This window comes from Candidatus Tumulicola sp., assembly GCA_036490475.1.
In the GTDB taxonomy this organism is placed as follows: Bacteria; Vulcanimicrobiota; Vulcanimicrobiia; order Vulcanimicrobiales; family Vulcanimicrobiaceae; genus Tumulicola.
This window is the reverse complement of the sequence record DASXDT010000005.1, coordinates 746,063-764,928: the sequence shown is the minus strand read 5'-3', so window position 1 is coordinate 764,928 and position 18,866 is coordinate 746,063. Positions and strand designations below refer to the sequence as shown.

Annotated in this window: 14 protein-coding genes and 1 tRNA gene; 13 read left to right on the top strand and 2 right to left on the bottom strand. The window is 62.4% G+C overall.

Annotation, left to right across the window (positions count from 1 at the left end; all coding sequences use genetic code 11):
* Window positions 1-9: 9 nt before the first annotated feature.
* The 13 genes from VGF98_07220 (at window position 10) to VGF98_07160 (ending at window position 17,229) form a co-directional block, all read left to right on the top strand.
* On the top strand, window positions 10-867 hold the full coding sequence (locus tag VGF98_07220; protein HEY1681406.1) for a 3-keto-5-aminohexanoate cleavage protein: 858 nt from the start codon (window positions 10-12) through the stop codon (window positions 865-867).
* A 12-nt stretch (window positions 868-879) separates the two neighbouring features.
* Window positions 880-1,863, top strand: a complete 984-nt coding sequence (locus VGF98_07215) for an ABC transporter permease (GenBank protein ID HEY1681405.1) — start codon at window positions 880-882, stop codon at window positions 1,861-1,863.
* Between the two features lie 4 nt (window positions 1,864-1,867).
* On the top strand, window positions 1,868-2,806 hold the full coding sequence (gene opp4C / locus VGF98_07210; protein ID HEY1681404.1) for an oligopeptide ABC transporter permease: 939 nt from the start codon (window positions 1,868-1,870) through the stop codon (window positions 2,804-2,806).
* A 40-nt stretch (window positions 2,807-2,846) separates the two neighbouring features.
* Window positions 2,847-2,930 (top strand) — tRNA-Leu (locus VGF98_07205).
* A 314-nt stretch (window positions 2,931-3,244) separates the two neighbouring features.
* On the top strand, window positions 3,245-6,811 hold the full coding sequence (locus VGF98_07200) for an efflux RND transporter permease subunit (GenBank protein HEY1681403.1): 3,567 nt from the start codon (window positions 3,245-3,247) through the stop codon (window positions 6,809-6,811).
* A 51-nt stretch (window positions 6,812-6,862) separates the two neighbouring features.
* Complete coding sequence (locus tag VGF98_07195) at window positions 6,863-7,645, top strand: copper amine oxidase N-terminal domain-containing protein (GenBank protein ID HEY1681402.1); 783 nt, start codon at window positions 6,863-6,865, stop codon at window positions 7,643-7,645.
* Between the two features lie 13 nt (window positions 7,646-7,658).
* Window positions 7,659-8,417 carry an SDR family oxidoreductase gene (locus tag VGF98_07190; GenBank protein ID HEY1681401.1) on the top strand — a complete coding sequence of 253 codons (759 nt, stop codon included), beginning with the start codon at window positions 7,659-7,661 and terminating at the stop codon, window positions 8,415-8,417.
* A complete protein-coding gene (locus tag VGF98_07185; GenBank protein HEY1681400.1) occupies window positions 8,414-10,972 on the top strand; it encodes a M1 family aminopeptidase in 2,559 nt (852 codons plus the stop codon). Before VGF98_07190 ends, VGF98_07185 begins: the two co-directional genes overlap by 4 nt.
* Before the next feature lie 25 nt (window positions 10,973-10,997).
* Window positions 10,998-12,323 carry a D-alanyl-D-alanine carboxypeptidase gene (locus VGF98_07180; GenBank protein ID HEY1681399.1) on the top strand — a complete coding sequence of 442 codons (1,326 nt, stop codon included), beginning with the start codon at window positions 10,998-11,000 and terminating at the stop codon, window positions 12,321-12,323.
* A 21-nt stretch (window positions 12,324-12,344) separates the two neighbouring features.
* Entirely contained in the window at window positions 12,345-13,739 is a 1,395-nt protein-coding gene (locus VGF98_07175; GenBank protein ID HEY1681398.1) for a metallopeptidase TldD-related protein, read from the top strand.
* Window positions 13,732-15,060 carry a TldD/PmbA family protein gene (locus VGF98_07170; protein ID HEY1681397.1) on the top strand — a complete coding sequence of 443 codons (1,329 nt, stop codon included), beginning with the start codon at window positions 13,732-13,734 and terminating at the stop codon, window positions 15,058-15,060. Before VGF98_07175 ends, VGF98_07170 begins: the two co-directional genes overlap by 8 nt.
* 17 nt (window positions 15,061-15,077) lie before the next feature.
* Window positions 15,078-16,517: an NAD-dependent malic enzyme gene (locus VGF98_07165; protein HEY1681396.1), complete on the top strand. Its 1,440-nt coding sequence runs from the start codon at window positions 15,078-15,080 to the stop codon at window positions 16,515-16,517.
* The gene (locus tag VGF98_07160; protein ID HEY1681395.1) at window positions 16,498-17,229 is read left to right on the top strand and encodes a response regulator transcription factor; all 732 of its coding nucleotides are present in this window, start codon (window positions 16,498-16,500) and stop codon (window positions 17,227-17,229) included. Before VGF98_07165 ends, VGF98_07160 begins: the two co-directional genes overlap by 20 nt.
* Here the strand turns inward: VGF98_07160 and VGF98_07155 are convergent.
* Together VGF98_07155 and VGF98_07150 are read right to left on the bottom strand one after the other, a co-directional pair.
* Window positions 17,226-17,726: an isoprenylcysteine carboxylmethyltransferase family protein gene (locus tag VGF98_07155; protein HEY1681394.1), complete on the bottom strand. Its 501-nt coding sequence runs from the start codon at window positions 17,724-17,726 to the stop codon at window positions 17,226-17,228. The two genes, VGF98_07160 and VGF98_07155, sit on opposite strands and share 4 nt — an antisense overlap.
* Window positions 17,723-18,790 carry a 3-oxoacyl-[acyl-carrier-protein] synthase III C-terminal domain-containing protein gene (locus VGF98_07150; GenBank protein HEY1681393.1) on the bottom strand — a complete coding sequence of 356 codons (1,068 nt, stop codon included), beginning with the start codon at window positions 18,788-18,790 and terminating at the stop codon, window positions 17,723-17,725. Before VGF98_07150 ends, VGF98_07155 begins: the two co-directional genes overlap by 4 nt.
* Window positions 18,791-18,866: the final 76 nt, after the last annotated feature.

Sequence of the window (18,866 nt, the reverse complement as noted above, 5' to 3'; positions counted from 1 at the left end):
CATCGCCGGATGCAGCCGCTCATCATCACCTGCGCTCCGGTCGGGGCCGAAGTAACGCTCGACCAAACGCCGCACCTTCCGCATACGCCCGAGCGGCTGGGCGAAACGGCGCGCCGCATTCGCGAGGCGGGAGCCTCGATGATTCACGTACACTGCCGCGATGACGATGGAAACAACACGCACGATGTGGGGCGCTTCGCGGAAGCCTACAACGAGATTCGTGCCGCGAGCGACCTGATCGTTCAGTTTTCCACCGGCGGCGCGATCGGAATGTCGCCCCAGGAACGCGCCGGCGTGCTGCAGTTGCGCCCCGAGATGGCGACCCTCACATGCGGCTCGGTGAACTTCGGCGACGAGATCTTCGAGAACAGTTTTCCGATCATGCGCGCGCTTGCGACATCGATGACCGAATATGGCGTGCGACCCGAACTAGAGATCTTCGACAAAGGCCACCTTAGCAACGCGCGGCGCTTGCATCGCGAAGGCATCTTGGCGATGCCGCAACACGTCGACTTCGTGCTCGGAGTACCGGGCGGTCTGGATGCTACGGTTGCGAACTTGTGCGATTTGGTGGACGACTTGCCGCACGGGTGTACCTGGTCGGTCGCCGGTGTCGGCCGCCAGCAGCTGCCGATGGCCCTCGCTGCGATCGCCATGGGCGGTCACGTGCGCGTCGGGCTAGAGGACAACCTGTATTACTCGAAAGGGCGTCTGGCGAGTAACGAAGAGTTGGTAGCGCGCATTGCTCGTATCGCCGAGGAAGCGGGGCGGCCCGTTGCAACACCCGACGAAGCACGTGAGATCCTTGGCTTAGGCCGCCGCGAGGATGCGAGGCCGGAAGGCATTTCAGCCCCGGCTGCTAATTAGCGCCGCCGGAGGATACGTTCGCTGTTTACCTACGTCGTACGCCGCACGCTGCAATCGATTCCGCTGCTGCTGCTTATCTCGGTCATCCTCTACGCCATCCTCTATAACATGCCGGGTGGACCATTGGCGCCGTATCTGGCCAATCCGCACATCACCCCGGCCGATATCGCGCGCCTCAAGCACAACTTGGGGATGGATCAGCCGGTTCCGGTTCAGTATTTTAAGTGGTTGATGCACGTTCTAACCGGCGATTTCGGGTACTCGACCAGCAACTCGGAGCCGGTGCTGCAGGCGATTCTGGAGCGGTTGCCCGCGACGCTCGAATTGATGCTGACCTCGTTCGTGTTTTCGCTCGCGGTCGGCGTTGCGGCCGGCATCGTCTCGGCAGTTTACCGCTATACCGTGGTCGACTATTTCATCACGACGCTAGCGTTCTTCGGACAATCGATGCCGGTATTTTGGTTCGCATTGATGATGCAGCTGGCATTCGCCGTGCACGGCATACCGCTGCCGTTCGGCTATCAAATTCAGTTGCCGTCGGCCGGCATCTCCAGTAGCGACACGTTCGAGTTGAGCGACCGGCTGTCGCATTTAATCTTGCCGACGTTGGTGCTATCGCTGCTATCCCTCGCATTGTTCAGCCGCTTCATGCGATCGTCGCTGTTGGAAGTGCTGGGCACCGATTACATGCGGACCGCGGCCGCCAAGGGCTTGGGTTTTCGCGCGGTTCTCTTCAAGCACGGCCTGAAGAACGCACTGATACCGGTCGTGACGGTCGTCGCTCTTTCGCTTCCGGGCGTGTTGGGCGGTGCGATCATTACCGAAGACATCTTCGCGTGGCCCGGGACGGGACGCTTGTTCTACAACGGCCTCACGCAGGGCGACATCTCGCTGTTGATGGGCATCTTAATCATCCTCGCCGTCGCGGTCGTGTTCTCGAATCTCCTGGCGGACGTCGTGTACGCCTGGCTCGACCCGCGCGTGAAATACGACTGATAACATGGCTGCATCAATTCCGCTTCAACCCAATGCCGTCGTCGAGGACGATCAGAACGTCTCGAAAGTAACGTTCTGGACGCGGTTACGCCGTCACAAGCTGGCCATGGCCGGAATCGTCGTTCTGGGCTTGATCGTTTTGGCTGCGATTTTCGCGCATCAGCTTTCGCCGTTCGATCCCAACGCAATCGACGAAGTGCATTGGCAAGGACCGCCCCTTCCGCCGTGCTTTGTGGATCATGCGTTGTGCGGCGGCCATCTTCTCGGCACCGACGAAGTCGGACGCGACCTACTGTCGCGCTTGCTGTACGGTGCGCGCATCTCGCTGATGGTCGGCTTCTTTGCCGTGTTCATGGAAGTGCTGATCGGCACGACGCTGGGCGCCATTTCCGGCTATTACGGCGGCTGGGTCGATTGGCTGATCATGCGCATCACCGACGTGTTTCTGTCGATTCCGTTGCTACCGCTACTGCTGGTGCTGACGGCCATCGTTGCCGCCAGCTCGTCAAAGGCGGCACTGAGTTTTGGCGTGATCGTCCTAATTATCGGTGCGTTGGCGTGGATGAGCGTCGCTCGTCTGGTGCGCGCGTCCTTCCTCAGTCTACGCGAGCGTGAGTTCGCCGAAGCGGCGCGTGCCATCGGCAACCGCGACGGACGGATCATCTTCCGGCATCTGTTGCCCAATGCGATCGCTCCGATCGTCGTCCAGGCGACGCTCGACATCGCAGGCGTCATCATCCTCGAATCGACCCTCTCGTTCTTGGGCCTGGGTATCCAGCCGCCGACGGCTTCGTGGGGCAACATGCTCTCGAACGCGCAGGCCACGCTCGAAACGGCGTGGTGGGCGGCAGTGTTCCCCGGCTTGGCGATTTTGGTGACGGTGCTCGCCATCAACTATATCGGCGATGGTCTGCGCGACGCGCTTGACCCGAACATGCGGTAGCGGCTAGACTACCGAAGCCGGAAACCCCGGACCTCAATGCGCGCGAGTGGCGGAATTGGTAGACGCACTAGCTTGAGGTGCTAGCGAGAGCAATCTCGTGCAGGTTCAAGTCCTGTCTTGCGCATGAGTCACGGCGAGCACGAGATTGCTCTCGCTAAGCGGAGCACGAAGTGCGAAGCGTTTTCAAACTGTAGGGGTCCCCGGCCGCCGCAGGCGGTTGGGGAGCGAAATCTCGTGCAGGTTCAAGTCCTGTCTTGCGCATTTTCTAGGAGCACTTACTACGAGTGGGTACCGAGCGTGACGCCCTCGTCGGTGGCGCGCTTTTTATCTCTTTTTGACCCGCCGCTAGCGATGCTCGTGCTACCCTCTGAAACAGTTGCCCCAGCCGGTGCGTAGAGCTATCAGCATGGTGCCCGCCCGACGAGAGGTTGTTCCCACGTGTGGCTGACGCGATTCTCCATTAACAAACCCGTCATCACCGCCATGGCATTCATCGCCTTGGCAGTGTTCGGACTTTTCGCCTACTCCAAAATCGGTCGTAGCAACGACCCGCCCGGAACGTCCTTCCCAATCGTCGTGGTATCGGCCGGGTACCCGGGTGCGTCGCCGCAAGATATGGAGCGGCTCGTCGTCAAGCCGATCGAAGATCAGCTCGACGGAATCGACAACCTCGACCAAATGACGGCAAGCGCGCAAGAAGGCAGCGCCGTCGTCGTCGTGCAGTTCAAGCTCGGCACCAACCTCGACGTAGCGGCGATCAACGTGCAGAGCGCGGTCGATACGGCCCGCGTCTATCTTCCCACCGACCTCGATCCGCCTTCGGTCGACAAAAACGGCGCATCCGAACCACTGCTGGACATCGCCGTCAGCTCGAAGGCGTTGTCGCCGACGGCGCTGGCCGACCTCGTGACCAATCGCATCCAGCCGCTGCTCAAAGCGATTCCCAACGTGCAGAGCGTCGACGTGTACGGCGCGGCCGCCCGAGAATTTCACGTCCAACCGATCCCGGCCAAACTGCTTGGAAGCGGTGCGACGTTGCGCGACGTCTTCAACGCCGTCGCGGCCAACAATTCGAACCTGCCTGGCGGCATCTTGCGCGAGCCGACGCGCGAAACCAGCGTTTCGGTCCACGCCGAAGTCAATACGTTTCAGGACTTGCTGAACATTCCGTTGCCGGTCAGCGGCACGTCGATGCGCGGCATGCGTATCGGTGACGTCGCGACCGCCGACGACGGACACGTCGAGCCGACGTCGATCTCGCACTATAACGGCCTGCCCCGCTTGTACGTCAGCATGAGCCGCAACATCAACGCCGACGAAATCACGTCGACCAAGATCGCACGCGAAAAAGTCAAGCAGATCGAAGCCGAGTTCCCCGAGCTCACCTTTAACGAAATCGACGCGCCGGCCGACTACACGCAGAAGTCGCTCAACGGCGTATGGCAGTCATTGTTCGAAGGCGTCATCCTCACGATGATCGTGATGATGCTGTTCCTGCATCTGTGGCGCAACGCCGTCGTCGTCATGGTCGCGATTCCGACGTCGATCCTCTCGACGTTCATCTTGATGAACGCGTTCGGATTCCATCTCGACTCAATGTCGTTGATGGGCCTGTCGCTTATCATCGGCATCCTGGTGGACGACTCGATCGTCGTGTTAGAAAATATAACGAGGCATCGAGATTTGGGTGAAGATCCAATCGACGCCGCGATTAACGGCCGCAGCGAAATCGGCGGGGCCGCCATCGCGATCACGATGGTCGACGTGGTCGTATTTTTGCCGATCGCGTTCTTGCCGGGTATCGTCGGTCAGTATTTGCGCGAGTTCGGTTCGGTCATCGTCATCGCGACGCTCTTTTCGCTACTCGTATCGTTCACGTTGACACCGCTGTTGGCGGCTCGCTGGAGCGTCAAGGAGCGTTCGACCGCCAAGCCTCGTTGGATGGACGCGCTGGGCTCGTGGAAGGTCGCGCTGTCAATGGTGGCTGCGGCCGCCGTGGTCTATTTCATCCCGTTCGGCATGCTGGGACTGCCGAAAGAATTGAACCTCGTCATTCCGGTCATGATTTTTGCAGTGCTCTTTCTAGGCGCGTTCGTTCAGAACTACGACCGCATCCTCAACTGGTACCGCACGCGCGCGCTCTCGTTCGCACTCGAACACGGATTGTTCGTGGTGTACGTGTGCGTCGTTCTGGTCGTCAACGCGTTGACGTTGGCTGCCGGGGCCGGCAACACGACCATCGGCGTGAACGTCATCTTCCTGGCTTTGGCGCTCGTCTGGCATCTCGTGGGGTTGCTCGTCCGCCGCGCGTTCTCTTCGAAGAAACTCGACATGCGCTGGCGCCGGACTCGCCGGATGCCGGCCATGCGACGGGCCGGCACGGTCGCTATGGATGGCGCCGTTAACGCCGTTCGAATGCTCGGGCAGTGGTTCGCCGCTACCGGCCGCGGATTTTGGCTTACGGCCGTGACGTTCGCGTTGCCCGTCGCGCTGGCGATCGCGCTCCCGATTCTCGGACCGATCAGTTTCGATTTCGTGCCGGCGGTGCAAAACGGTTCGATCTCGATGACCGTGACATATCCGCCCGGAACGCCGATCGGCGTCACCGAAAAGTACGTGAGCCATCTCGAGGCTGCGATTCTCAAAATCGACGGTATCCAGTCGGTAAGCTCGACCGTCGGGCGCAAGCCCGAGGGCTGGGGTAGCGCGATCGGCGACAACTACGCGCGTCTCAACGCGCAAACGCTTCCCGACCGGCGCAAAGAGACGTACTCGATCATCGATAAAATTCGCCCGCTCGGGTACTTAGTACCGGGTGGTTCGTTCGAGGTCGCGGGCGATAGCGGCGGCGGCTCGGGCAGTTCGATATTCTACTCACTCTCGGGTCCTGAAGATGCGATCGGACCGGCGGCCGAAAAGGTCGCGAATTTCCTGCGTCAACAAAAGGGCAGCGTCAACGTCGACACCAGCAACGAGTTGGCCGCTCCCCGTTTGAACGTAAACATCAACGCACAGCGTGCGGAGGTACTGGGCGTCGCTCCGGCCGACGCGGCAGCGGTCGCACGCTTTGCGGTCGACGGGGCGGTCGCGACCAAGGTGCGCACCGAAAATGGTTTGGTCGACGTGCGCGTGCAGTTTCCGGTCGGATATCGCTCGACGGCAGAAGATCTTAAAGCAGTGCGAGTGCGCGCGCAAGACGGAACGATCGTCCCGCTTGCCGATATCGCCGACTTCGTGTGGACCTCAGCACCGGTCCAGATTCAGCGCTTGAACCGGCAGCGCGTCGTGAACGTCTACGGCGGCGTACTCCCGGGCTACTCGCTGGGCACCGTGACCGGCCCGCTCGAAACCGCACTCAAGACGCCCGGATTTTTACCCGAAGGCGTGGGTTTAACGGCGCAAGGTGACACCCAGTACATGATCGAGACCCTGCAAAACATGGGCATCGCACTGCTGACGTCGTTCATGCTCGTGTACATGCTGATGGTGATTTTGTATGGTTCGTTCTTGGAGCCGCTGATCGTTATGTTCTCGGTGCCGCTGGCAATCATCGGTGCGTTAACGGGATTGTCGGTGATGCATCGCATCGAGCCGAACGCGGGTCAATCGCTGAATATCATTTCGATGATCGGCATCGTCATGCTCTTCGGTCTCGTTTCAAAGAACGGGATATTATTGGTGGATTATTCGAACACGCTCTGCAAGCGCGGAATGCGCGTTCGCGAGGCCGTGTTGCAGGCCGCCACCACGAGATTCCGGCCGATTCTGATGACGACGTTAGCGATGATTTTCGGAATGCTTCCGCTGGCGCTGGGCTTCGCCGAAGGCGGCGAGTGGCGCCAAGCGATGGGCACCGTGATCATCGGCGGTCTCGCCAGCTCGCTGATTCTCACACTGTTTCTCGTGCCGATGATCTACAACTCGTGGATCGGGTGGTACGAGCGACAGGCCGACCGAAACGCTGTGGCCGCCGAGATGGCGCAGACCCCGGCGCCCGTCGGATAATATCGGGCGCTCGCTCGTTTGCCGCCTGCCCGGCCCGGGTATCGAAGCGGTATGAAGGTTTTCTCGACAGGCCGCGTAGCTCGCTGCGCGGCGCTGTTGGCGGTGTTCGCTGTCGCGGTGCCGCTGGAGACCGCGGCCCAATCCGTCACCGTGGTGGTTAACGGCCAGCCGGTCCAGTTCGATCAACCGCCGGTAGTGCAAGCCGGGCGCGTCTTCGTACCCTTGCGCGGCGTTTTCGAGCGTCTTGGCGCAAGCGTGGTGTACTCCAACGGACAGATTAACGCGACCGCCCACGGGACCAGCGTTTCGCTCACGATCGGTTCGCTGCAAGCGACCGTCGGTGGGCGCCAAGAGACGCTCGACGTGGCGCCGTTCTTGGTCGGCGAACGCACCCTCGTGCCGCTGCGCTTTGTCGCCTCGGCGCTGGGTGCGAGTGTCAATTGGAACGACTCGACCAGCACGGTCTCGATCACCGGAGGCAAACGGCAACCGGGTGGCGGCGGTCCGCCTCCGGTCTATCCGCCTCCACATCCGCCCATGCCGCCGCCGCCCACGCCGACAGCGGCGCTGGTCTATCATTGGCCGACCGGGACGATTTACAACCATCAGCCCCAGTTGCGATTCGAATTGGATCGCCAGGTCCGTCCGGGCTCGTTCCAAACCTCGATCGACGGCAAGCCTGTGGACGTTACGATCTCGCGCAGCGCGAAATGGTACTACTTCGCGGCGCCGCGATCGCTCCCGATGGGCAACCACACGGTCCGCGTTCGCGGCCGGACGCAGCGAGGCGACGCGTTCGATGTGCGCTGGACCTTCTACCAAGCCGCCTATTAAGCGCAACGAAGGCATGCCCCGACGGGCGTTGGTGACGGCAGCCGCGACCGGATTGGCGGCGCGGGCCGCCGTCTCGCTGGCAGCCGACGGCTTCGAGCACGTAGCGATAACGTATCGCCGGACGTCGCCGGATTCGACGCTGGCCGCGATTGCAGCCGCAAACGCCTTCGGGAGCGCCGATCGCATCGACTTCTCGGCTCCGGCGAACGACGTCGAGCTGCGGTTGCGCGAACTCGTCGAGCTGCGAGGACCGTTCGATACCTTGGTACACGGAGCGGGGCCGCTAACGGTCAAGCGCTTCGAGCGTTTGACGCTGGAGGATTACGCCGAGGCGTTCGATGGCAACGTGCGCAGCGCGGTGCAGGCGGTGCGAGCCGTCCTTCCCGGCATGCGTGCGGCGCGATTCGGGAGGATCGTGGTGTTCGGATCGCTCGGCGCCGCCACGACGCAGCCGTTTGCCGGCTCTGCATTCTATCAAGCGGCAAAAAGCGCGCTTACGACCTTCGCGCGCGTTCTCGCACTGGAGGAAGCGCGTGACGGAATCACCGTCAACGTCGTCGTTCCAGGCTATGTCGGCGACAAGACGATCGACCGCGAAGTCGCGCGCTCGCGGACGGCGCCGAATCCCGTCGGCCGCGCCGGAAGCGCACAGGACATTGCAGATGCCGTCCGATTCCTGGTCGCTCGCGACCAAGATTTCGTGACCGGAAGCGTCCTCGACGTCACCGGGGGGGCGACGCAACTCGACGAGCGAAACGAGCCGCACCCATGATCAACGGTGACGGTACGAACGACCATCGAGCTTTTGCATTGCCCGGCTCCCGGGCCAACTACGGACCCGATCGCATCGTCGAAGTCGAACGAATTGCGTTAGATCTTCGACCCGACTTCGACGCGGAAACGCTGGACGGCGTCTGCACGACGACGGTGCGAGCGCTCGACGAGCCCGTCGAACGGCTGCAGCTCGATGCGGTCGATCTCGAAATCGCATCGGTCGAACGCGACGGACAACCCCAGCAGTTCGAACGGCGCGACGGAAAACTCGACGTCTATTTCTCTCCGCCGCTTGGTGCGGGCGAGACGACGACGTTCGCGGTACAATATCGCGTGTCGCACCCGCGCCACGGATTGTTCTTCATCAAGCCGACGCAAGCGCAGCCGCAAAAACGCGTGCATCTGTGGACGCAGAGCCAGGACGAAAACGCGCGGTTCTGGTTTCCGTGCATCGATCGTCCCAGCGAGAAACAGCCGACCGAGACGCGCGTCGATGTGCCCGCCGGTACCTTCGCGCTCGCGAACGGCGAGTTGGTCGAGAAAATCGATCGGGACGGCCGGACGATCTATCGCTATCGCCAGGACGTTCCGCACAGCACCTACCTGATGACGATCGTCGCGGGACCGTTCGTCGAAGTCGGCCAAGGAACGGCCGGCGCTGGAAAAACGCCGGTACGGTACTACGTCTTGCCGGGGCGAGAAGCCGACGGCGAGCGCGCCTTCTCCAACACGCCGCGGATGATCGAGACGTTCGAAAAGCGCACCGGCCGCGCGTACCCGTACGCCCGGTATTCGCAGATTGCGGTCGCCGATTTTATTTTTGGCGGCATGGAAAACACGGCGGCGACCACCCAGACGGACCGCACACTCCACGACGCGACGGCGCATCTCGACTTTTCGAGCGACCCGTTGGTATCGCACGAATTGGCGCATCAATGGTTCGGCGATCTGCTGACGTGCCGCGACTGGGCGCACGCGTGGCTGAACGAGGGTTTCGCCACCTTCTTCGAAGCCGTTTGGCGTGAAGAGAATTTGGGATTCGACGAATACGAATACGATGTCTTCGAGTTCGTTTCGGCCTATCTCGACGAAGACGCCAATCGATATCGCCGTCCGATCGTGTATAATCGTTTCCGCGATCCGATCGAGCTGTTCGACCGCCACTTGTATCAGAAGGGCGGCGCGGTGCTCCACATGCTGCGCGGATACCTCGGCGACGCACGTTTCTGGCGATCGATCCACCGCTACGTGGAGCGCAATGCCGAACGCAACGTCGAAACGATCGATCTCATTCGCGCGATCGAGGAAGCGACCGGGCGAAACGTCCGCGCGTTCTTCGACCAATGGGTTTTTCGCGGTGGCCATCCCGAGCTGAAGGTAACCGTCGAGTGGGACGACGAGCGGCGCGTGGCTACCGTGACGATCGATCAAACGCAGAAGGTCGACGACGAGAATCCAGCCTATCTTTTCGACGTGGATCTCGGATTCGTGCCGACTCTTCCGGCTCTGACGAGTGGAGAAGGCCCGTGTCCCGTGGCGGGCGAGAGGCGTCTGCACGTACGCGTGGAGCGCGCGCACGAAACCATCGCGATACCGCTGGACGCCGAGCCCAAACTCATCCGTTTCGATCCGGGCGCGTTCGTTCTGGCCGACGTTACCTATGCGTTCGGCGCGCAGCGATCTGCAGCCGTGCTCGCGGGAGATCCCGACGTAGTTGCGCGGATTCGCGCCGCGCGCGAACTAGCGCGAGATGGTTCGTCGACCGCGGTCGACGCGTTACGCGCGTCGTTTTCGAGCGAACCCTTTTGGGGTGTGCTCGCGCAGTCGGCTTCTGCAATCGGCGGAACGCGAGCACCCTGGGCGCGCGACATACTTTTGGGAGCGCTGACCCACGAACAGCCTAAGGTTCGTCGCGCCGTCGCGACCGCGCTAGGAAATTATCGCGACGCCGATGTGGCCGGAGCGTTGCTGGACGTTGCGCGTTCGGATGCATCCTATTTCGTGCGCGCGGCCGCGCTGGAGAGTTTGGGCAAGACGCGGGACGCTCGCGCGTTCGACGTTCTGGTCGCCGCGTCGCACGAACGAACCTGGAACGGAACGGTGGAAGCCGGGGCGGTTCGGGGGCTGTCGGAGTTGGCGGACGCGCGCGCGCTCGAACCGATCCTCGACACGACCGCCGGCGAACGCGATGAAGGCGTCCGGCGCGCGGCTCCCGGTGCGCTGTCGCGTTTGGGCCAGTTGGTCGAACCGGCGCGGACCGCGGTCGTCGAAGCGCTCGAACGCTTGATCGACGATCCCGCATATTTGGTGCAGTTAGCGGTGGTTTCGGCTGCCGAATCGCTCGGAGACTCGCGTCTCCTTTCGTCGCTCGACCGCCTGTCGTCGTCGGCCAGCGACGCTCGCACGCGTCGAGACGCGGTGGAGGCAATCGTCCGCATTCGCGAAAACGCGAAGGTGCCGTCGCAAGTAACGGCAATGCGAAGCGACATCGATGGGCTACGTGAAGAGCAGCGGAAACTACAGGAGAAGATCGAGGCGCTCGCGCGGACTTAGGCGCAGACTCATTGCCGTCGTCGTTTTGATTGCGTGCGTTACGTTAGCGGCCTCCTTATGGAGCCGCGATCGCACGGCGCACGCGGCGGCCCGTCTGCCCCAAGTGCGAACGCCATCCGATCTCTTTCGCGACTTACCCGCGTTACTCGAACCGTCTGCGCCGCCGTCCTGGAGTTCTGCCGATACTCGGCGGCTTCGCGACGGAATGGCGGATGCGTTTCGTCCTGCGACCGCGGGTGCGCACCGCTGGAGCTTGGCCGTGGTGGACGCCGCCGGAAACATGTTGTTCGACGACCGCGCCTCCGACGCCGTGACGCCCGCCAGCGTGCAAAAGCTGGTGGTCGCAGCGACGGCGCTCGATGTGCTCGGCCCGACGTTCCGTTACCACACGGTGCTCGCAGCGCAACAACCTGCCGGCGTCGACGGGACGTTGAATGGGAATCTCTGGCTCGTCGGATCGGGCGACCCGTCGCTAACCCGCGAAAACTTGCAGTCGGGCGTTGGAATGTTGGCGCGTTCGGGCTTGCGGCGCGTTCGCGGCGCGGTCGCAGTCGACGCGAGCGCGATGAAAGGCCCCGAGCAGAATCCGCATTGGAGTCAGGACGATGCCGACGAAGATTATGCCGCGCCGACCAATGCCGTCTCGATCGATGAAGACACCGTCGAATCGACGCAAACGGTCGGCGGCGTGCAAGAACATTTTTGGACCGCCGTGCACGGCGTCAATCGCTGGGCGGGAGCGGTCGTCGATCGTTTGCTGCGCGATCGCCGCATCGCGGTAGCGACCCGACCCGTCGTCGCCCCGGCACCGCTCGATACCATCGTGCTGTGGGATCACCGCTCGGACTCTCTTCGCGGACTCGAAACGCACATGCTATTCGTTTCGGACAATCACTATGCCGAGCAGTTGTTGCGTTCGCTCGGCGCAGAACGCGGACCGGGCGACGATGCGGCCGGGCTCAAGGCCGAAGCGCAATTCTTGAGCGAGCGTGGAATTCCGCGGCCGGGATTGCAGTTGGCCGATGGAAGCGGTCTGGCCGACAGCAATCGGATCGCGGCCATTACGCTGGCGCGACTCTTGGCCGACGCGCAGTCGCGCGGCGGAGCGTCGTCGATGTATATGCTGCTGCCGGCCGGCGGTCGCGAAGGTACGTTGCGTCGATATTACTTTACGACCGCGCTGGGGCGCGTTCGAGCGAAGAGCGGGCATATCGACGGCGTCGCCTCTTTGGCGGGATACGTCAATACGCTGCATCACGGACGCATAGCGTTCGCGTTCATGATCAATGGCTCGCCCGGGGATCCAGACGCTGCGATCGTTCGCGCGGTCGATCGTTTGGCGACGCTGTAACCAGGAGGGTTGCTGTTACCGATGCTTGACGAAACGACACTGACGCGACTGCTGAAGCGTTCGTTGCGACACGGAGGTGAATTCGCCGACGTGTTCTGCGAGCGGCGGATCGTGCGTTCGTTTCGCTTGCAAGACGGCCGCATTCATGAAACGTCGATCGGCGTTACGGCCGGCGTCGGCATTCGCGTGATCGTCGGAGAGTCGTCGGGGTATGCGTTTTCCGACGAACTTGAAGAAGAGGCGCTTCTGCGCGCGGCCGACGCGGCCTCGTTGATCGCCCGCACGAGCCGCGGTGGTACCGTCCGCATCGAACCCTTGAAGACCGCCGCGATCGCCGACTGGTATCGCGTTGCGACCCATCCTAGCGGCGAAGAGCGCTTCGTACATTTACTCGAACGTGCCGACATCGCCGCTCGTGCGTTCGATTCGCGCGTCGCGTCCGTGAACGCGCACGTGTCGGAAGAACTACAAGAAGTGTGGATTGCCGCTAGCGACGGCCGTTTGGTGCACGATCGTCGGCCGATGGTCGCGCTGGGCGTGCAAGCCGTGGCGGGTAACGGGCGCGAGCGCGGCTCGGGCTTTGCGGGCGACGGTGGCCGCACGTCGCTGGCGTATTTCGACGAGCACACGCCCGAGGCGCTGGCGTCCGAAGCCGCTCGCGTCGCAACGGTCAATCTCACGGCGATCTCGGCGCCGGCGGGCGAGATGGAGATGGTCGTCGGCAATGGCGGCGGAGGCGTACTGCTGCACGAAGCCGTCGGCCACGGGCTCGAGAGCGATTTCAACCGGCGCGGAACGTCGCTCTACAGCGGGCGCGTCGGCGAACGCGTTGCGAGCGAGCTGGTCACGATTTACGACGATGCAAATCTGCCCGAAGAACGCGGCAGTCTGAACGTCGACGACGAGGGCACGCCCGGCCAACACAAAGCGTTAGTCGAGAATGGCATTCTGCGCTCGTACATGCAAGACCGGTTGAACGCGGGTCTCATGGGCGTGGCTTCGACCGGGAGCGGCAGGCGGCAATCGTTCCGGCACTTGCCGCTACCACGTATGTGCAACACGTACATGCCGGCCGGACAATCGTCGGTCGATGAAATCGTTGCATCGACCAAGCGCGGCATCTATGCGAAATCGTTCGCAGGCGGCCAGGTGGAAATCGGCAAAGGCGATTTCGTGTTCATGGTGGGCGAGGGATATTTAATCGAGAACGGACGAGTCACTGCGGCGGTGAAAAATGCGACCATCGTCGGCAACGGACCCGAAGTGATGACGAAAGTTGTCGCGGTGGCCGGCGACTGCCGTTTGGCTCGCAGACATTACACCTGCGGCAAGAGCGGCCAGTACGTTCCCGTCGGAGTCGGGATGCCGACGGTGAAAATCGCATCGATCACCGTCGGAGGAACGCAGGGTGCCTGACGCGGCGCATGACGTCGCCGAACGCGCGGTCGAACTGGCTTTGCGCGAAGGTGCCGATACCGTCGAGGCAACGGTGTCGATCGACCGTCGGTTTCACGCCGAAGCGCGCGGTGATGTGGTTTCGCGATTGGAACGCTCGACCGCCAAAGCGTTGCACGTTCGCGCATTCGTAGACGGACGCAAGGCGACGCTCGTTACGTCCGATTTTACGGCCAGCACGCTTAGCGAGATGCTGCGCCAAACGATTGCAGCGGCGGCCTTCGTCGCGCGCGACGAACTGGCCGGCTTACCGGAGCGATTCGCGCAGGCGGTTCCGGATTTAGGACTGCACGATCCCGCGATCTCCGAGCGCGAAGAATCCGTCAAAGTCGAAGAAGCGCTCGAGCTCGAGCGCGCGATTCGCAAGTTGGACGCACGCATCGTCAACTCCAACGGTTCGCACTACAGCGACGCGATGTCGGAGATCGCGATTGCCAACTCGGCGCAGTTTTCGGGCTCGTATCGTTCGACGCGAGCGTCGCGTTCGAGTGGTCCGGTTGCGGTCGACGGGCGATTCAAGCGCACCGGCCATTACGGAACTGCCGCGCGGCGTCTCGACGAGCTGGAACCGCTCGAATTGGTGGCCGGCAACGCGGTTCGTCGCGCGACCGAGATGTTTGGCGCTCGTAAGCCGTTAACAATGCGTGTGCCGGTTATCTTCGAACGCGACGTGGCAGCGTCGATCGTCGACGATATCTTCGCCGCCCTTTCGGGCGCGAACGTCGCTGCAGGCAACTCGTGGTTGATCGGCCGGATCGGACAACGCGTCGCGGCGGACAGCGTAACCATCGTCGACGACGGGCGGTTAACCGGGCGCTTGGGGAGTTCTCCATTCGACGGCGAAGGAGTGGAAACGCGGCGTACGCCGGCGATCGAAAACGGCACGCTAACGACCTATTTGTGCGATACGTACTACGCGCGCAGGTTAGGCCTACAGAGCACCGGAAACTCAAACGGAAGCGGTGTGGGTGCCAACAATTGTTTTCTGCAAGCGGGGACTGCCTCGCTCGACGACGCAATCGCGGCGACGCCGCGCGGCGTGCTCGTGCTCGACACGATTGGCTTTGCAACCGAGCATGCTAGCGGAACCTACAGCCGGGGCGCACGCGGCTTTTTCATCGAGCGTGGAGAAAAGGCATATCCAATCGACGAGTTCACAATAGCCGGCGGGTATCTTGAAATGCTGAATGCGATCGACCTTATCGGAAACGACCTGCGATTCGACGGTGCGGTCACCGCACCGTCGTTCCGGGTATCCGAGATGACGATCAGCGGCAACTGAGCACGAGGTGTAACGACATGTCATTACCCCCTATCAGCTTTACGCTCATCGTGCGCGTCGAGATGCCAAACGAGCCGGGCGCGTTCGGATCGCTCACCAATGCGATCGGCGACGCGGGCGGCACGATCTCGGCGGTCGACATGCACACCGTTACGAAAACGCGCACCGTACGCGACGTCACGATCAACGTTGCTTCGGACGCTGTGGCGGACGACGTTCGCTCGGCGGTCGAAATGCTCGAGGGAGCGCGTATCGTCAGCGCCTCCGATTCGACGTTTTTGGCGCACCTCGGCGGAAAGATCCGCATCGAACCCAAGATCCCCGTCAGGACGCGTCAAGATCTGTCGACGGTGTACACGCCGGGCGTCGCGCGCGTTTCGATGGCGATCGCGGCCGATCCAAGCAAAGCGTTTTCGCTGACGATTAAGCGAAACTCGGTTGCCGTGGTCACCGATGGCACCGCAGTGCTGGGTTTAGGAGACATCGGTCCGCTCGGTGCCTTGCCGGTGATGGAAGGCAAGGCGATGCTGTTCCGGCAATTTGCCGGTATCGATGCATTCCCGATTTGTTTGGATACGAAAGATCCGGACGAAATCGTCGAGACCGTCATCCGAATCGCTCCGGTGTTCGGCGGCATCAACCTCGAGGATATCAGCGCACCGCGATGTTTCGAAGTGGAAGAACGCCTGATCGAAGCGCTCGATATTCCCGTGATGCACGACGATCAGCACGGCACGGCCGTCGTCATCTTGGCCGCGCTCATCAACGCCGCCCGCGTGGTGGGTAAACGGCTGGAGGATCTCCGCGTCGTCGTTTCTGGTAGCGGCGCGGCGGGTACGGCAACTATTAAGATGTTATTGGGTGCGGGCGTGCTCGATGTCATTCCAGTCGATCGCAGCGGCGCGTTGAATCGCGATGACCGGTATGAGAACCCACACTGGAGATGGCTAGCCGAACATTGCAACCGCGAAAATCGCCGCGGTTCTTTGGCCGAAGTGCTGGCCGGCGTCGATGTATTTATCGGCGTTTCCGCGCCGGGTATCTTAGCACCCGAACATATCGCGCGCATGGCGCGCGATCCCATCGTGTTCGCGATGGCCAACCCGACGCCGGAAATTATGCCCGACGTAGCGGCGCCGGTCGCGGCCGTGGTCGCAACCGGACGTTCGGACTTTCCAAATCAGGTCAACAACCTGCTCGCGTTTCCCGGAATCTTTCGCGGTGCCCTCGACGTACGAGCTCGCCGCATCACCGAGCGCATGAAGCTCGCGGCGGCATTCGCGATCGCGGGAATCGTCACCGATGAAGAGCGCAATCCCGAATACATCATTCCAAGCGTATTCGATACGCGCGTTGTCGACGCGGTGGCGAAGGCGGTTGCAAATGCCGCCATCGACGACGGCGCGGCACGCCGTTCGTCGAAGAACGAGGGCGAGGATGTTTCAGTCCGCGTCTAGCGACGGCGCCCGCGAGTATCTGGCTCCGGGGCGGATTTTAGTAGTGGCCGCCGACACGCGCGTCGCGGATATGCGCACGAACGCCTTCCGCGCAGCCGGGTATGAAGTGCGTGCGGCGTCGACTGCGGCGGCGGCGCTCGATCTGGCCGGATCGTTCGATCCGGACGTGGTCGTTCTGGATGCGGGTTTGCCGAATCGTTCGGGCTTCGATGCATGCGAATCGCTGTCGAAATGCAGCCAGGCTTTTATCGTCATGGTTGGCGGCGAGGCGCACGACAGCGACGTGACGCTTGGATTGGAACTCGGCGCCGACGACTACGTGGTCGAACCATTCGCGGACTGTGAGTTGCTGGCTCGCGTTTCGTCGTTTTTTCGCCGGCGCCTGAAGATTGCGGGGCGGCGCACCGGTCCCGGTCTCGCGATTGGATCGACGCGCCTCGACCACGATTTGCACACGCTCTCCCACGACGGAAACGACACGTCCTTGACCGCGCTAGAATTCCGTCTCATGTGGTGCCTGGGTGAGGCCGAAGGGCGATTGCTGGGACGCGCACAGCTCCTCGAGTCGGTCTGGAACGACACGTCGGGCGTGCAAACGCGCGTGGTCGACGTTCACGTCGCCGCCTTGCGAAAGAAGTTCGCCGAAATCGGCGCTCCGCTCCTAATTACGAGCGTGCGAGGCGTCGGATACCGGCTGGACCGCCGGGATTAAGCCGGCGTCCGCGTCGCTAGCGCGGCATTTTCGATGCGAATTCGCACGAATAACAAACGTGCGTTGAGCACCGAGAAAACGATCGCAATCGCGACGGCGCCGAACGCTAGTGGAAGGGTCGCAATCTCCCCGGCGACGATGATGTAGTTCGGGTGGCGCACGAAGCGATACGGACCTCGCCGTACCAGTGGCGCACCCGGCAACGTGAGCACGCGGGTCGTCCAGTACGGCCCCAACGATGCGACGACCCACACGCGCGCCGCCTGCAGCAATGCGAAGACGCCCAGAAGCCACCAGTCGACCGCGGCAAACGGCGGAATCCACAACGCCATCGCGGCCAGCCACGCCGCATGCAGAGCGATGAAGAATGCGTAGTGATTGCCGCCGACTTCGATCGCGCCCCGGCGCAGGAGCGCCAGCGTGTTGCGGCGCGCGTAGACGAGTTCGATGCAACGCTGCAACACCACGATTGCAAGAACGATTCGAACGACGCTCACGGGCGTTCCAATAAAACGAATCCGGCGGTAAAACCGGGGCCGAGCGCGCTCACGAGCGCGCGTCGCCAGGATGGGTCGTCGAAAGCGCGCGCGAGTACGAAGAGCACCGTCGCGGCCGACATGTTTCCGTAGTCGCGTAGCACCGTTCGCGCTTCGGTCAGTGCTCCGCTTTTCAAGTCGAACGCGGTTTCGAGCGCATCCAGCACTTTCGCCCCACCCGGATGGCACAGAAACCGATCGACGTCGCGCAAATGCAGACCGTCGCGCTCTAAGAACGACACGGCGACATCGTGCAACTGGGTCGATACCAAAGCCGGAATATCGCGAGAAAAAATAGCGCGCAACCCTTCACCGGTAACGTCCCAACCCATCACGTCGAGCGAAGCGGGCCACGTATATTCGCCGGAACGGCCGACGGCAGGGCCATCGCCCGACGTTTCCAGTAGCGCGGCCGCCGCGCCGTCGCCGAACAACGCAGTAGCGACGATGTTGCTTTTGGTGAAGTCGTCCCGTCGAAACGACAACGCGCACAGTTCGACAACCAAGAAGAGCACTAACCGTCCGGGCATCGAGGCCGCGATCGTAGCGGCGCGCGCTAAACCGAGCGCACCGCCGACGCAACCGAGGCCGAAAATCGGCAAGCGGACGACGTCGCGCGCCAGCTGCATGCGCTCCATGAGCAGGGCATCCAGGCTCGGCGTAGCGATGCCGGTGGTCGACACGACGACGATCGCGCCGATTTCGCCGGCGCTACGACCGGCGCGCTCGAGTGCGTCGCGCGTGGCCGCTTCGAGAAGGTCGAGCGAGGCTTGCAGATAGATCGCGTTGCGCTCTTCCCAGCCGTGAGCTTCTTCATACCACGACATCGGCACGCACGAATAGCGGCGCTCGATTCCGGTATTTGCAAACATGGGCAGCATCCGGACGATTTCGGGCGATCGATGACCGAGCGCCAGACGAATCCGGGTTGCGACGTCGTCCTGATTCAAGGCATAGGGTGGAATCGCCGTCGCGACGGAAAGCAGGCGTGCTCGCCCTAAAGTGTCTCTGGTTTCCGTCGCCACTCGCCCGCCTTTCGCTACGACGGTAAACTGCCTTCCAATCTGAATCGCCGCCTGCGTCGGCAGGGGGTCCCGCAAC